This window comes from Nitrospira sp. (assembly GCA_029194535.1).
Lineage (GTDB): Bacteria > Nitrospirota > Nitrospiria > Nitrospirales > Nitrospiraceae > Nitrospira_C.
In genome coordinates this window covers 1,401,919-1,416,208 of the sequence record JARFXR010000001.1, presented here as the reverse complement: position 1 = coordinate 1,416,208, position 14,290 = coordinate 1,401,919, and the positions used below count along the sequence as shown (strand labels likewise).

Here is a 14,290-nt window from a genome sequence, read left to right as displayed (position 1 = left end):
CTGTACCTCAGCGATTCAGATTCTGCGATGACGTTGACACCCGGGACATTCGCCCCCATTGCCGCCGACCATACCCAAGTAATCCCATCAACTCGATGACAAGACGCCACGGCAAGAACAGAGGAACAAGCAGCAATCCGTTCAATGCCCGTATCGGAGCATCCGTAGAAATCACTCCCATAAGAAAGTATCCGGCAATTGCAGTAAACACCCCCATGGTCCAATAGAGTATGAAGTTCCAAGCCGGGCTATCTGAAATGATCCAACTGCCAGCGAGACACAGAATCGCCAGAGACGCTTGGGTAGAATAGTTCGGCGCGACGAGTGTCGCAGCCGAATCAATTAAAGAAAAGGACCTTGTCAGTATCCCCTTTCTGATCATCGCCAACACTTTTTCACCCATCACGGCATAGCGACCGCCGGCCCATCTCAGGCGCTGCTGAGAGGCCTGTTTGAGATTATGCGACTCCTTCGCGAATGTCTTCGCGGACGGATTAAAATAGATGTGCGCTCCGCTCAGCAGAAGCTCTACCGAGAATTCCCAATCTTCACCGACCGAGAAAGCGGTCCATCCCTGACGACCTAATATCCCCGTACCGAGGCACATGCCGGTTCCCGTCAACATCCCCGGAAGGCCAAGCACCGTTTTACCCGCATAGTATCGGCCGTTCCGCAGCACACCAGTCACGGCTATGATTCTCGTAAAGGGGCTCACCCATGGATTGGAAATGTAATTATAACCTTGTTGGACATGGTAACCAGCCTGGAATTGCACATTGAACGCGGAAAGCAGCTCACGATCGACAAGCGTGTCTGCATCGACTATCACGATGGCATCGAATGCCATCTGTGCGCTTCTTGCCTGTTGAATGCCCCAGGCCAGAGCAGCTCCCTTCCCCGGTTGCCCTTCACATCGTTCAAAACAATCCGCCGTCATGTTCCTGGCGACGACGGCTGTTCCGTCATGACACCGGTCCGCGATCACGAGGACCCTGTACCTATCGCGAGGATAGTCGAGGCCCTGCAGACTCTCCAAGGTGCTTGCTATCCCCGCCTCTTCGTCATGTGCCGGGACCATGACAAGAAACCGGGCCTGCTCTGCGCAGACTGGAGCCACGGGAGCACGATAGAAGCACGAGCACAATGCCAGAATCCACTGATACGCGATCAACAACGTGAGCGGGATTAGAATCAGAAGGAGGGGTACTCCAATGAACGTATTCATAACAGCGTGACAGGCGTTAAGAACCGAGCGATTTGTGCGCGGGATTATCGTCGTACTTTGCCAACAAGGTGACCGCTGAAGTGTCATACGGCAGCACCCTGAAGACCTTGGCCACGTTGATCGGGGGCTGGCCCGGACGAAGCATCTTTTGCAGCAGTGTGACACACCAGGAAAGCGGCACCAATAGGACGGTCGGGAGCCAGAGGACTGTGAGATCGGGATTATTCTTTCGCAGATGATCCAGAAGTTCGCGCTTGGTCGGCAGCACCGGATCAAGCAGATTCAAAGGACTCGGTACGCTGTCCCAAGTATCAGTCATCCAGGCTAGGAACCGGCCGGCAAACCTCACGTCGACAATTCCAAGCCTGTCATGTGGTGAGCCGACAGCCACAAAACAATTCCCCAGCCTTTTCCCGAGACGACCGGGAGGATCGAACTCGTCATAGTCCACCAGCGCCCCCGGACGTATGACTTTGACCGACAGACCGAGTTCAGTCCCCAAATCAACCGCGCGCCGTTCCGATTCCAGTTTCCCCCATACATATGGCCCCGATCCCTTGCTATCGGGCTCTAACGGATGGTGGTCACCGATTGGTCTCCCCTTCGCTTGAGCCAGCACGGCGAGGCTGCTCACATGGATGAAATGCGCGATGCCGGAGGCCGCCGTCCCCCTGACCATGTGAATCGTGGCATCGAGTGAGTTACGTTGGTGCTCGTCCCATCCGCCTGCGGTCTCGGCTGCCGCATGGATGACTGTATCGATGCCCTTGAATAGAGATGCATCAGCCCCGGCGGCAATATCCCTCGTGACATATTCCACCCCGGCGATGCGCTCCCATGGGGACGGCTCGCGGCGAGCCACGACGCGCACGCCACGACCGCGTGAGATCAGTGCTCGGACAATTTCTCTCCCCAGCAGACCTGTTCCCCCCGTGACGAGCACGCCCCGATAATCCACCGATCTCGGCGCAGCGGCTGTCAGAGCCTTGGCCTCGGCGGCCTTCAGAACATCGGCAACTTGTTGGCAAATCCCCACGGTATCCAGCAGGCTTTCTGCAGAGAGCGGAGCAGAGCTATTGGTGCGAATAGAACTGTAAAAAGTCGAGAAGAGTTCCACTAGACCGGGGTAATTGCGCTGGCTGTTGAGAACGCGGCGCGCCATCGCCGATGTCGTGCTCGACAGCAGCTGCCACGCCTGCCGGTAAGGTGCCAATAATTTGTCGATGCCGGATGAACCAGGTCCAATGTGCCGCTGAGTCGTGCTTCGAACATAATCGGCGAAAAGCGCTCCGTTCTTCCCGACCACCCGCAGATAACTTTCCACAGGACGACCCTCGAGCGTCACGACCAACGTTCCGGTAACGCCTCCACGACGCAGGAGCGCATGGACTGTTCCTACGTCGTTGAACTCCAGCGATACAAGCTCGGTGCGCCCTTCCGCTGCTTGTTCTAGAACATTCAGCAGGAGGTAGACCGGATGGGGAATGATATCAAGCATTTGATGATCGGCCCGGAGCACCCTTCCCCCGCCAGGCGCATGTCGGGTCGTACGGAAGGAGAAATAACTCTCTACATGAACCACGGAGCCGATCGACGGCAGATATTGCTTCAGCACCCTGGTTGGCGACTCGTAGAGCAACTGGTGACCGGCACAGACCAGCAGATTCCTGGCGTGAGCTTCCTTCAGGACAAGCTCCGCGTCTTCCACTCGTTCGGTAAAGGGCTTTTCAACGTAGACGTGGCATCCAGCTTTCAATGCCGCTAAGGCCAACAAGGCATGGGAAGCCGGGGGCGTACAGATGTGGATGACATCGGGGCGTTCAGCTGAAAGAAGGTCTTCAGGACTGTTGTACTGTTTGGCCCTGGGCGCGACCTGCTTCATGGCTGCCTGAGCCGCATCGGAGGGATCCGCCACAGCAACAAGATCCGCGCCGGAGCATCTGAGAATCGCACGAACATGGTGCTGAGCGTGTCGGCCAGCACCGATGAGGGCGATCCTTAGCGAACGGATGGATGACTGTTCCTCGCCGATGTTCATTCGTCGCTCTCCGCTGCGACAAGTTCTCTATAGAGCAGTGAAACCTGATGAGCCATATCCTCCGCTGAGAACTCACGTTCAACCTGCTTTCTCGCAGCCTCGCCCATCGTCCTGACTAATTCAGGGGATCTAACCAGCTGCACGCATTTTGTCGCGAGAGCATCCACGTCCTTCGGCTCGACCAGGAAACCGTGGACTCCATCCTCAATGACTTCAGGAACTCCTCCGACGCGGCTGGCCACGATGGCGCGAGAGGCCGACATCGCTTCGAGAAGCGCCATAGGAATCCCCTCGCTCAGTGATGGAAGCACAAAGATGTCCAGAGCTGACATCAATTGCTGACAGTCCTCCCGATGTCCGAGAAACACTACGCGCTGAGAAATTCCCAACACCCGGGCTTCCTCCTCAAGTTCCTTGCGAATATTTCCGTCTCCCACGATGAGCACTTTGCAATTCGGGTCCGAGCCCAAGAACAGTTTCGCTGCTCGCAACAGATACTTCAATCCTTTTACAGGCGTGAGCCGACCGACCGCCCCGATCAGCCTAGTTCCATTGTCTATGCCGAGTTCGGCGCGCATAAGCCGCCTCTCCTCCTGCGTTGGCACAGCCCTGAGGTCTATCCCATTTCGAATGCACACGACCCTCCCACCATCTTTCTGCTTCTTGATGTATCCTTCAATTGTTTCTGAGACGGGAATGAGGACATCGACGCAATGGCGGTGGACACGCCGTTCAAGGGATTCATAGAGACACATCTTTAAGGCATTCAGCCCGACAAACGGTTCGGTGAGACCATGCACCGTTCGCATGACAGTGCGAACACCGGCTAACTTCGCGGCAGTGGCTGCCAGAATCGTGTCTTTGTACTTGTGCGTATGCACGAGCTGGGTATTTGATCGTCTGAATTCATGGACCAGTTCGCGAAAGATTCTCGGCGGTCCCCACAGATGCTCGGGGAATACCTTCACAGGGATACCGAGACCGTTGATTTCCTTTTCTAGTCTGCCCTCATTGAAAAGGATCACGGCAAGACTCAGATCTCGTCTGCGCCGCAGCTTGGATAGTAGGACCTTGAGCTGCACCTCTGCTCCGGCCCATAAATCCGCGACCGCCACATGGCAGACTCTGATCATGCCGTTTTCCTTACGAACCATTCTGTTTCTATCGTTCAGAATTGAAAATAGATGAACGCCGGAGATTCCAGAGTGAATCCACAAAACAGAACCAATAACATGGCATAGGCGCTGGCCTGAACCGGAACGGGAAGCCTCAAGAATTGTGATTCTATTTTCTGGACCCTCTTGATCGGAACTATATGAAGCAGAATTGCAAGACCAAAGATCGCATAAAATATCCCATGAAACTGAGTTCCCCACCCATTTCTCAAAACGCTTTCAATATAGCGCAACAACTCGGATAGATCTTGAACTCTGAATAAGAGCCAGCCAAACACAATCAAATGAAAACAAATCAACTGCTTGCGTACAGTAATCCACCAACAGCTGAGACTGGGTCCACCGCCCTTGTCTCTCCATAAGATCAACAAGAATCCGTGATAGGCACCCCACACAATGAAATGAAGGGCCGCACCATGCCAGAGACCGCCCAGCAACATCGTAATCATCAAATTCACGCGCGTGCGCCATGGTGTCCCCCGATTACCTCCAAGACTTATATAGAGGTAGTCCCTTAGCCACGTTGAGAGCGTTATATGCCATCTCGTCCAGAATTCTCTCACACTTTGAGAAAGGTATGGTCTGTCAAAATTTTTCGGGAGGTCAAACCCGAGAATTCTAGCGAGCCCGATTGCAATATCACTGTAACCTGAAAAGTCATTGTAAATCTGAAAGGCATACGCATACAGAGCGATGATAAGATCCCAAGAAGAGAACGCTGACGGATTCGCGAATACCTTATCGACTGCGAGTAGCCCCAAGAGGTCGGCAATAACAATCTTTTTGAACAATCCTCTGAATACCAGCAAGAACCCATCTTGCACACGTTCCGGCGTTACAAGCGGGAGACGGTGAAGCTGAGGGAGAAATTGCTTCGCACGGACGATAGGTCCGGCAACCAACTGCGGGAAAAACGCCACGAACACCGCGAACTTCAGAAAGTCTCTCTCAAGGACCTTCTCTCCTCGATACAAGTCAATGGTGTAGCTCATCGTCTGAAATGTATAGAAAGAGATGCCAACGGGCAGCAACAACTCGTGCTTAAGAAATGAAACATCCGATCCAAGAAAGATGATGGTCGGCGTCGCCAACTCAACGAAGAAGTTGTAATATTTGAATACACACAACATGCCGAGATTCGAACAGAGACTCGCGATTAGGATCGCCCTTCTCACGTTGGTCCGCGGCTCTCCTACAATCAGGCGTCCAACCGTATAGTCGACGACAGTGGACAATGCTAGAAGTCCTGCGTACCGCCAATTCCAGGACATGTAGAACACGTAGCTCGAGACCAGGAGCGCCATCTCCCTCCAGCGCTCGCGATCAAAGGCAATCATGTAGACCATGAAGACCAGCGGGAAAAAGAACAGGAATTCTGAGGAATTAAAGGTCATTGAATAGGTCCATGCTGCGCGATTGAAGGCTTCGGATCGGTATTCTCCCGTTTGATAAGCGCCTCTCCTATTACCTCCGCAACGGCTTCATGGCCTGCCGGCGAGAAGTGCACAAAGTCCTTGAACAATTCAGGACGACCGGCGACAGGACCTTCTAGATCGATCACCATGACCCCCTCTTCAGATGCAACCCTCCTAACAGTCGCATTGAGCCGTTCAACTGATACGACCCATCCTTCCACTGACAAGAAGCTGCTGTACTTGAACATTCCCAGGGCTATATCATTAGGTATTACTGCAAGATCCTTTCTTGTGTGACTCGTCGCAAATGTCGTGAGAACTGGCACGGATCCCATGGATCTAACGGTATTGATAAAAGTCTGCAGCATCGCCACATACTCTTGTTCTCCCTTGATCCCCAGATCATTCACGAGGACACGGCTTGCGCCAATTCGTGCTGAAATCTGTCCCTTGACGTTTGCATAGATCGTCGTGTGCTCAACTAGCCAATTCGCCCATGTTATAGGTCCCGCTGCCTTGGGTTGATTGTTTGGTTGTGCTGCTCCTTGCACCCGACTACCTGAGAGAGTTCGTTTGGCGATAGAAGAAATCGACAACGACATCTGATAGAGAATGACATAATCAGGCTGCCATTGTTTGCCAAACCGCCTCAGCTCATTTACGTTTTCCGGAATATCGAACCCAGCGCGCGAGGCATTTAGTACCACTGCATTGGATCCCTTCTCCTTCAAGAGGCGTTCGAGAACATTTGGGAATGTCTTCGAGGGAGAAAGATAAATATCTTCCGCATGAGACGACGACGCTATCCAATATCGATGATTAGGAGATACCTTTTGCTGTGGAACGATCCTACTCCGAAATGGGAAACTCGGAGTCGGCCCGAATTCCTGATTGCCTTGCTGTCCTGCAGGCACACTCTCACTCGTGACCGGAAATCCGAAAATCAGGGTTTCCCAGCCACGATGTCTTGCCCGAACTTCTAGCCCCAATTCCAGAGCGACCAGGAAGCAAGCGATCCAGAAAACCATTTTAAGAGAATTCAGTTTCAACGAAGTTTTCTGCGAAAGATTGAAAAGCGGAATGCCAGACTATTGTGAGGTCATTAGGGTGCACGCCCGAATGAGGACTTCGGCGAGGATGGCTTCGCTTCGAGCTTTGGTAACGGGACCCCGCGAACCAATGTCGTCCTCGTTTCGTCGCCGACTCCTTCCGAAACATTTCGGAGCGCCACCACGAAAGCGACCATAATCCACAGACTCGGATACCAGAGGATGGAGATGAATACTCCACTAACGATAAAGCCAATCAAACTTCCTTCCATTGCTCTTGCAAGGTACACGCGAACATCTTCACCAACTTTCATGATTTGTCCGTGCTTTCGTACCGACTCAGCAGGTGAGAGATTGACCCTCACAAGTTTAAGATCTTTGTAGCATTGATAGAACATCAGCCCGATAATGATGATGCCGGCAAGTCCTAACTCTGAAATCAGCGTAACCCAGGCCGAGTGCGCCTGCCGGCCGGCTATGGATCTTCCTTTAAACGTCCTCCCTTCCTGGTAAATATCAAAAGTCCAGGGGAAATTACTCTGCCCAATCCCGATGATGGGATTCCAGTAAAACATCTCCATCCCAATGCCCCAGGTATAAAACCGTTCGGCGCCGGTACCATGCTGAAGCGTTTCATCGCTGGTTGAAGAAGCTATTTCGTCCCAGTAGGATTCCGGCGCAAGCACCACCATAAAGACCGCCGCGACAGCCAATACAATCAGAGCATTCATTTTCCTGGGAGAGCGATACCAGCAATAGGCCCCAACGGCCGCCAGTCCCATAAACCCTCCGCGCGACAGACTAGCCATGGCCCCCAGAATAATGGTTCCCAGAACACCGAGATATTTCAACCGCTGCACGACATCGGTTGCGGAGAACATCAAAAAGTAGGCGAACGGCGCGGCCATGTCCATTACCATGCAGAAGTCATTTTCGTCTCCCATCCACGAACCGATACCTTTTCCTCCCTTCATTATTCCCATCACTGCCAGAAAGCCGTGAATGCCGACCCACAACTTCATGAGGGTCATCATCTTTTCTGTAGAATCAACGAAAGTGACAATGCCGAGATACACACAGTAGAGAAGAACCATATCCTTAAATGTCATGAGCGCCCAGAAATTGTTTGTGGCGATCGGCACATGAATTGCCATGATGCCAAGGAGCGGTATCCAGAGCTTCGTTTGAAGTCTGGAAAAGTTGATCTTTCCTGACCTCAACACTTTTAAGAGAATCAATATTGAAAGCCCCATCCCAAAGGGAATGCCTTTGATGCCCGGAAGCTGATCTTGAGGACGCCCAAACTCAAAGATCAGATTTGCCAAGACGAGGTAAAAGCCCGCTTTGCTTTCTGGCTGTCCCTGAGGCCGCATGCCTATCTGAAGATTCGGATTGCGGCCGGGAAGCGGCTGCGACTGGCTGAACTCTCCGGGCCCCTTCGATCCCTGGAATGCTACGGTAGGATGCATCCGGAATTCCTTCTACCCGATGCGAAGGAGGCTGGTATAGAGCTGCTGGTAGTTCTCACCCATCCGTCCGGCACTGAACCGTCGCCGAATTCTCTCGACGGCATTTCGACCGAGGGTCTCCCGCATAGTCCCATTAGCCAACAACCTGCATAGGGCGTCGGTCAAGGCTTTGGGGTCATTCGAGGACACCAGCAAGCCGGTTTCTCCTTCTACGACCAACTCCGCGTTTCCTCCCACCCGAGTTGCCACGGCAGGTCGTCCGGCCGCCATCGCCTCCAAGAGCGCCAGTGAGAGACCTTCCGACAGGGAGGGCAACACAAAAACGTCCAGACTAGCCAAAATCTTCGAGATGTCGTTGCGCATTCCTAAAAAGCGGACATGTCGCTCGATCCCCAACTCCTTAGCCTGCTCCTTGAGCTGATCTTCCAGGATCCCCCGTCCGACCAGCAAGAGTACGAGGTCGGGATATCGAGAGAGAACGGCCGGCATCGCATCCAGCAGATACCGATGCCCCTTCACGGGGTACAGGCTTCCAATCGCTCCGACGACAAGTCCCTTGCTGAACAAACCCAATTCTGTTCGACTCTTAACCATTTCCTCCTGGGTTACCAGTCGGCCTGGTTCCACGCCGTTATAGATCACTTGAACTGCCGAGTCCGCAAGACCTATTTTGTCGATGACGAATCTTTTGAGGTCTTCAGAAACCGCCGCCAGCTTTCCGAATCGAGCGACCATTCGGTAGGCCAGGCGGCGTCGCCGCTTTTCCCAAAAATAATTCTTCCCGTGGATGGTCCCCACGAATGGCAGGCCGGCCAGTCGAGCAATGATCCATCCATAGACAATCGCGCTGAACTCATGGGAATGTATAAGACTTACACGTTCACGGCGAACAAGTTTCCAGCATTCTCGAAACCACCTCCAACCGAACATCCCCCTAATGGGCAACACATGGACGCCCAATCCTTTGCTTTCACATTGCTCCTTGAGCCAGCCTGGACGAAACAGCCCGACGAGGACACGAAAGCCAAGCACCTCCAGGGAGGCGGCGAGGCTACTGATCATTCGTTCTGCTCCGCCTGGTCCGCTACTCGTGGAGAGGAACAGGATAGTCTTGCCGCTTGTTTGCTTCATCCTATTTCTGCGCGACAAAGCAAAATGAGTGACAGAGACGCCCCCTACCCTCACAGACGGTAAGGAGCTTCAGCAGGGTCAAATATACGCGTTGCCGGAAGGATAGTCCTGCGCCATTACCCATCAGAGCTGACAAATGCTTGACAACAGCTTCTCTCTCCAAGGAAACAATGGAGGTGGGATTGCGATAGTCTGGCCAGGGAAAATAGGAACGGACATTCGCAAACTGCGCTTCGCGCAGGAACCGGTGGTATTCTGCCAGCGAATGCGTATAGGTGAAATACGCCCCACCTGTCCGCAGGCGGCAGTACAGATTAGCCACTCCTCGAGGCATCAGGCTCGTATATTTCATGAAGCTATGGTCGTCCTGGTCACCCAACATGTATCGCAAACTGTACCGATTCTCGATCCCGATATACACATAGCCATCAGGCCTGAGGACCCTCCAGGCCTCCCGCAATGCCTGCTGTTGAAGTTCGACGGGATTTCTGGTTGTGTCAATACCGCCCAGCCATTCGAGAACTCCGTTGAACGCCACGATGTCTACACTGTTGTCTGGAAGCGGTAGCTTGATGGCTGAGCCCAGAATCGGAACCACATTGAATTTCTTATCCTGGCGACAGCGAATCTGGACGAACTTGACACGTTCAAAGGTGGCATCCAAGGCAATGACCGTCCCCACCTCCTGAGAAATCGGAGCCGCATTCGTTCCCCATCCGCAACCGACGTCCAAGAACGTCGAATCCGGACCATGCGGAATGATGTTGATCCATAACGAACGACTCTCGTCATCCACGTACTTGTAGATGAATGGATCCTGGATGTGTTGTTCGAACGCCTTCCTGTATCCGAGCCGTTCCGAGTCCTTGAGAATGGTCGTCATCAGGTCCTTCGGTACCTCACCATGGTAGGTCGAGAGTTCAGAGAAACAGGGAATCCCTTCTTGGATCGGGTACCGTCGCTCACAAGACGGGCAACTGTAGGCATCAGAGAGTTTCATCAGCGTTCCCATGCATTCCGGACAGCAAAACTCCGCCCAATCCCTCGTTGTCGGTTTGGCCGCGTATTGGCCTTGATTCATGTTATTCCTTTCTATCGAGATTTGCGGCGGCCTTCCCGGATTGGTCGTCCCTGACTAGGTTTTCCAACAGCTGGTCACACGACTCCTTGATTCGGTCAAAACACAACTGGAAGTCTTGCCTGCCGCCACGATGCGGATCGATAATATCGAGCGAGCCTTTCTTGCAGAATCGACCAAGCACGAACACCTTCTGTCGGTCCTGCGGATACAGTTTCATGATCCGCTCCTTTTGGGTCATTTCCATCACCAACACCAGATCCGCCTGTTGGATCAGTTTCTGATGGATAGGTCTTGCAGCATGGCTTTCCAACGAGATCCCATGTTGGCCGGCGACTTCCCGCGCCAATTTGTGGGCGGGCATTCCCGGGAATGTATCGATACCGGCTGAGACAATTGTTAACAAGCGCCCTTCCTTCCTGACTTTCTCTCGTAAATAGACTTCAGCCAGGGGACTGCGGCATAAATTTCTCGTGCAGACAACAAGAATAGTCCGTACAGACAACGGCAAGCTTTTCGGCACGTTCCTTTCGAACATTTCCCGCAGAAATCTCAGGCGTCGATAGCTGTGCCGCCCTGTCTCCTGCAGACCGCAGAAGTATCTCCGTAGGTGCTCCCTGAACCACGCCGCGGTGATACGACTCATGCATGGCCTTTGATCAGAGCCGTCAGGTATTGTCGCAGTTCATAGCGCGCGGGTGCGGGATCATCCCAACGCTCGATTTCATAATGAAGATCATGTTGGAAAAAACGAAAAAAGTCCAAAATATTCCGGACACGTGATGGATAGCCAGGAGGAAGCTTGAGCCTTTGGCTTGATTTAAGCGTCCTCATCAATAAATGGTCCAAATCTCCCAAGAGCCATCGTGATTTCACACCTGCCCGGTAGCCCCCATGCGGCAGGGCAACAGGCAGCCCCTTGACGAGTAGATAGAGCAGATGGGGGAAATTGATCCCTGCGTCGAGCGCGAGTTGAAGCGAACCCCAAAATCGGCCGTTGATTTCCATTAGCTTCGGAACACCGGTTCCGTGTTCGACCTTAAACTCTACCATCGCCACACCATCCCATCTAACTTTCTTGAGCAATCGTACGGCGTGATCCGTCATTTCCTTTGGGAGGTCTATGCTTTCACGAAGCACGCTGATGCCTCCCGAAGGAGGCTTTTCTCGAATCCGTCGATGCGCAAAGAGCGCGACCGGATCGCCGGAATTGCATAGCGCAAATACTCCCTGCCCTTCACCTTCAATGCGTTTCTGAATCAGAGAAGGCTCACGAAGATAGGGAATGGTGCGATACAACAGATCAAGTTCATCCCGATTGTCCACCTGATGGACGCTGGTTTTGGTCCAATGTCCGTTGACCAACACTAGAGACCTGCCCGGCTTGACGATGAGCGGATAGCCGCCGAGCGCTTTCGTATCGGCCGGTGGAATCCCCCGCTCAACAAAGACTGTGGACGGGATGGGTACTCCCTGTTCGGCAGCCAATCGACAGAGGTGGTACTTATCGGAGACCAGGTTGTAACTCTCCACCGACGGAAGTCCGAGAGTGTTCGACAGTCCTAAGCTCTCTCTGTGCCCGGCAACAGCCTGCATGGTCGCATCGGTGACCGGCATGATCACCGCGATGTTCAATTTTCTGACGGCTTCGGCCAGATTTGAGATGAAACGCCGAGGATCCGAAAGCGGCGAAGGATACTGCCACTGCCTCACACAATATCGTGACACACCGGCCAGCGATGAGTTGGCCTCGGCTCCAACCACGACCGGAATCCCTGCTTGGCCAAGACCTCTCGTCACAGCCAATGCTGACCGTTGCTCTCCATCCGTAACCAGGACACAGCCCTGGGAATGTATTGGGCCACGGATCTCAGTCCGCATAGTCAGGCTACTCGCCTCATCTCAGCCCGGACAAAGTCAGCGCAAACAGCGGATCCGACGCAGCAGCATCCTCATGCACACTGATGCGCTTGAGCGCAAAGGTATCATGCGGGCGCCCGGTTTCCAGCCCAACCTCGCAGCCAACGGCGCCAAGATAACCGGCAGCCTTTGTCAGGCTCTGAATCTCCCGATCGAAATTGCCGTTCGGATAGCAAAAAACAGGGACTGGTGCCAGGTCGTGCCGCACCAACGCCTCCCGGGACTCGATCAATTCATCCTCGACTTCTACAAGCGGAATGTTGGTCAGAATCTGGTGGGAACGAGAATGTGCTCCGAACGTAATATTGTGCTTCGCCATTTCCTTCACTTCATTCCAATCCAATAGTACACGAACGTTCGGCAGCCTGACACCCAGCGCCTGACCTAACTGGCGGACGAATTCCGCAATAGTCTTCGGAGGAAGATTCTTACACTTCTCGATCAATCGATCGGAATTGGCCGACACGTCTGATTCAACCAACAGCCGCAAGGCCGGCGTCGCAGCCCCATCAGGCGTCGACATCTCGGCCACCACATTCATCAGGGCTTTGTCGAAATCTTCCCCCATCATTTGCTCCCGTGCACGTCCCAGCACGTATGCGAGTTCATCCGGCCAGAACCATCGCGATGTGCCGATGTAATCCGTGGCAAGAAAAATCGTGGCAGGGAGACCATACTTCTTGAGGACAGGAAACGCATATCGATAATTGTCATGCCAGCCGTCGTCAAACGTAATCACACAGTAACGTTTGCTGGAATCCAACCCGTCCGTTCGCCACCGTTCGAGCAAGCCTGCGAACGGCAGCACGACAAACTGCTCGCGAAGATATGCCGCATGCGACTCGAAGGACTCGGTTCGAACGTACATTCCCGGCTGAATATGCTCGGCTCGAACCATGTCGTAAGGAACCACACGATGATAGGTGACAATGGCCACCCGCCCGCGATTCCGAACATGCGCCAGTCCAGAATAGTAATAGGCCTTCGCCAGCAGTTTCCACGTCGTTGCCTTGAACTCGGCTAACACGCCAACTCCTCAATGTGGTGCGCCTCAGGACAAAGCGGGAGCTGAGGGTGTGCGAGACGAAACCGTTCGAATAAAGGGACAGGTGTCTGAAATAGAGACACCTGTCCCTTGACAGGTCGCATCTGATTAGAACAATGTATAGATGAAAGGCGCAACGGCCGATCCCTGCGTGAGGACGATGAGACTCCCCAGTAATACGAGAACTAAAATTATCGGAAGAAGCCAGAACTTTTTCCGCTCGCGCATGAACGCCCACAATTCCTGAAGAAACTCTCCCATGTGTCATCCTCCCAACATCAGCTCGCTACCGTCATCAAATTAGAACATGTTCTTCATGTGAGTGGCGGGCCTAGCTTGACGCGTCACGCGATACGTCGGTACGTTCTGATCAAAACCTCTCCTCATGGGGTCCCGGCCGGTGAACTTCATGATCATGCCCATCGGCGTGATGATGCCATAAAACAAAACACTCAGGATGATGCGGGTATTGACCCATCCCAGGATGTGTCCGATGAACATCCATCCGCGGTACGGTCCCCGCAATAGGCCGGGAGCCGTCAATCCTGTGGTGAGCAGAAGCGTGCCCAATCCGACCGCCCACACACGCACCGGATCCTGCCGCCACACAAAGGGGAACAACCCGATCAGGAAAAATATCCCACCCATCAAGAGCCCGAATTGTCGTAATGTTGCTCTGGTAATGTCTTCGCGCTCCATTTGAATGTTCTTATCTTTTATGTCTAGTCCACCCACAGATCCTGAT

13 protein-coding genes are annotated in these 14,290 nt (G+C 53.4%); all 13 read right to left on the bottom strand.

Annotation, left to right across the window (positions count from 1 at the left end; genetic code table 11):
- Window positions 1–7: 7 nt before the first annotated feature.
- The gene (locus P0111_06445; protein ID MDF0643652.1) at window positions 8–1,225 is read right to left on the bottom strand and encodes a glycosyltransferase family 2 protein; all 1,218 of its coding nucleotides are present in this window, start codon (window positions 1,223–1,225) and stop codon (window positions 8–10) included.
- A 16-nt stretch (window positions 1,226–1,241) separates the two neighbouring features.
- A complete protein-coding gene (locus tag P0111_06440) occupies window positions 1,242–3,263 on the bottom strand; it encodes a Gfo/Idh/MocA family oxidoreductase (GenBank protein MDF0643651.1) in 2,022 nt (673 codons plus the stop codon).
- Window positions 3,260–4,417 carry a glycosyltransferase family 4 protein gene (locus tag P0111_06435; GenBank protein MDF0643650.1) on the bottom strand — a complete coding sequence of 386 codons (1,158 nt, stop codon included), beginning with the start codon at window positions 4,415–4,417 and terminating at the stop codon, window positions 3,260–3,262. The genes P0111_06440 and P0111_06435 overlap by 4 nt, the downstream gene beginning before the upstream one ends.
- A 14-nt stretch (window positions 4,418–4,431) precedes the next feature.
- Window positions 4,432–5,832: an MBOAT family protein gene (locus tag P0111_06430; protein MDF0643649.1), complete on the bottom strand. Its 1,401-nt coding sequence runs from the start codon at window positions 5,830–5,832 to the stop codon at window positions 4,432–4,434.
- Entirely contained in the window at window positions 5,829–6,902 is a 1,074-nt protein-coding gene (locus P0111_06425; GenBank protein MDF0643648.1) for a hypothetical protein, read from the bottom strand. The genes P0111_06430 and P0111_06425 overlap by 4 nt, the downstream gene beginning before the upstream one ends.
- Before the next feature lie 53 nt (window positions 6,903–6,955).
- On the bottom strand, window positions 6,956–8,371 hold the full coding sequence (locus tag P0111_06420) for an O-antigen ligase family protein (GenBank protein MDF0643647.1): 1,416 nt from the start codon (window positions 8,369–8,371) through the stop codon (window positions 6,956–6,958).
- Window positions 8,372–8,383: 12 nt separating this feature from the next.
- Window positions 8,384–9,502, bottom strand: coding sequence for a glycosyltransferase (locus P0111_06415; protein MDF0643646.1), 1,119 nt, complete (start codon window positions 9,500–9,502; stop codon window positions 8,384–8,386).
- 1 nt (window position 9,503) lies between these two features.
- Window positions 9,504–10,583 carry a methyltransferase domain-containing protein gene (locus P0111_06410; protein MDF0643645.1) on the bottom strand — a complete coding sequence of 360 codons (1,080 nt, stop codon included), beginning with the start codon at window positions 10,581–10,583 and terminating at the stop codon, window positions 9,504–9,506.
- 1 nt (window position 10,584) lies between these two features.
- Complete coding sequence (locus P0111_06405; GenBank protein ID MDF0643644.1) at window positions 10,585–11,118, bottom strand: low molecular weight phosphotyrosine protein phosphatase; 534 nt, start codon at window positions 11,116–11,118, stop codon at window positions 10,585–10,587.
- A 104-nt stretch (window positions 11,119–11,222) separates the two neighbouring features.
- Window positions 11,223–12,344: an ATP-grasp domain-containing protein gene (locus tag P0111_06400; GenBank protein ID MDF0643643.1), complete on the bottom strand. Its 1,122-nt coding sequence runs from the start codon at window positions 12,342–12,344 to the stop codon at window positions 11,223–11,225.
- A 133-nt stretch (window positions 12,345–12,477) separates the two neighbouring features.
- Complete coding sequence (locus P0111_06395) at window positions 12,478–13,527, bottom strand: polysaccharide deacetylase family protein (GenBank protein ID MDF0643642.1); 1,050 nt, start codon at window positions 13,525–13,527, stop codon at window positions 12,478–12,480.
- A 126-nt stretch (window positions 13,528–13,653) separates the two neighbouring features.
- Window positions 13,654–13,806, bottom strand: a complete 153-nt coding sequence (locus tag P0111_06390) for a DUF5989 family protein (protein MDF0643641.1) — start codon at window positions 13,804–13,806, stop codon at window positions 13,654–13,656.
- A 39-nt stretch (window positions 13,807–13,845) separates the two neighbouring features.
- Window positions 13,846–14,244 (bottom strand): SxtJ family membrane protein, encoded by a 399-nt coding sequence (locus tag P0111_06385; GenBank protein ID MDF0643640.1) that lies wholly within the window; start codon window positions 14,242–14,244, stop codon window positions 13,846–13,848.
- Window positions 14,245–14,290 lie beyond the last annotated feature (46 nt).

Excerpts from the sequence above, each read along its gene's own strand:
- P0111_06430 (MDF0643649.1), bottom strand. The coding sequence starts at position 5,832 with ATGACCTTTAATTCCTCAGAATTCCTGTTCTTTTTCCCGCTGGTCTTC.
- P0111_06440 (MDF0643651.1), bottom strand. The coding sequence starts at position 3,263 with ATGAACATCGGCGAGGAACAGTCATCCATCCGTTCGCTAAGGATCGCC.
- P0111_06435 (MDF0643650.1), bottom strand. The coding sequence starts at position 4,417 with ATGGTTCGTAAGGAAAACGGCATGATCAGAGTCTGCCATGTGGCGGTC.
- P0111_06420 (MDF0643647.1), bottom strand. The coding sequence starts at position 8,371 with ATGCATCCTACCGTAGCATTCCAGGGATCGAAGGGGCCCGGAGAGTTC.
- P0111_06415 (MDF0643646.1), bottom strand. The coding sequence starts at position 9,502 with ATGAAGCAAACAAGCGGCAAGACTATCCTGTTCCTCTCCACGAGTAGC.
- P0111_06410 (MDF0643645.1), bottom strand. The coding sequence starts at position 10,583 with ATGAATCAAGGCCAATACGCGGCCAAACCGACAACGAGGGATTGGGCG.
- P0111_06445 (MDF0643652.1), bottom strand. The coding sequence starts at position 1,225 with ATGAATACGTTCATTGGAGTACCCCTCCTTCTGATTCTAATCCCGCTC.
- P0111_06405 (MDF0643644.1), bottom strand. The coding sequence starts at position 11,118 with ATGTTCGAAAGGAACGTGCCGAAAAGCTTGCCGTTGTCTGTACGGACT.
- P0111_06385 (MDF0643640.1), bottom strand. The coding sequence starts at position 14,244 with ATGGAGCGCGAAGACATTACCAGAGCAACATTACGACAATTCGGGCTC.
- P0111_06390 (MDF0643641.1), bottom strand. The coding sequence starts at position 13,806 with ATGGGAGAGTTTCTTCAGGAATTGTGGGCGTTCATGCGCGAGCGGAAA.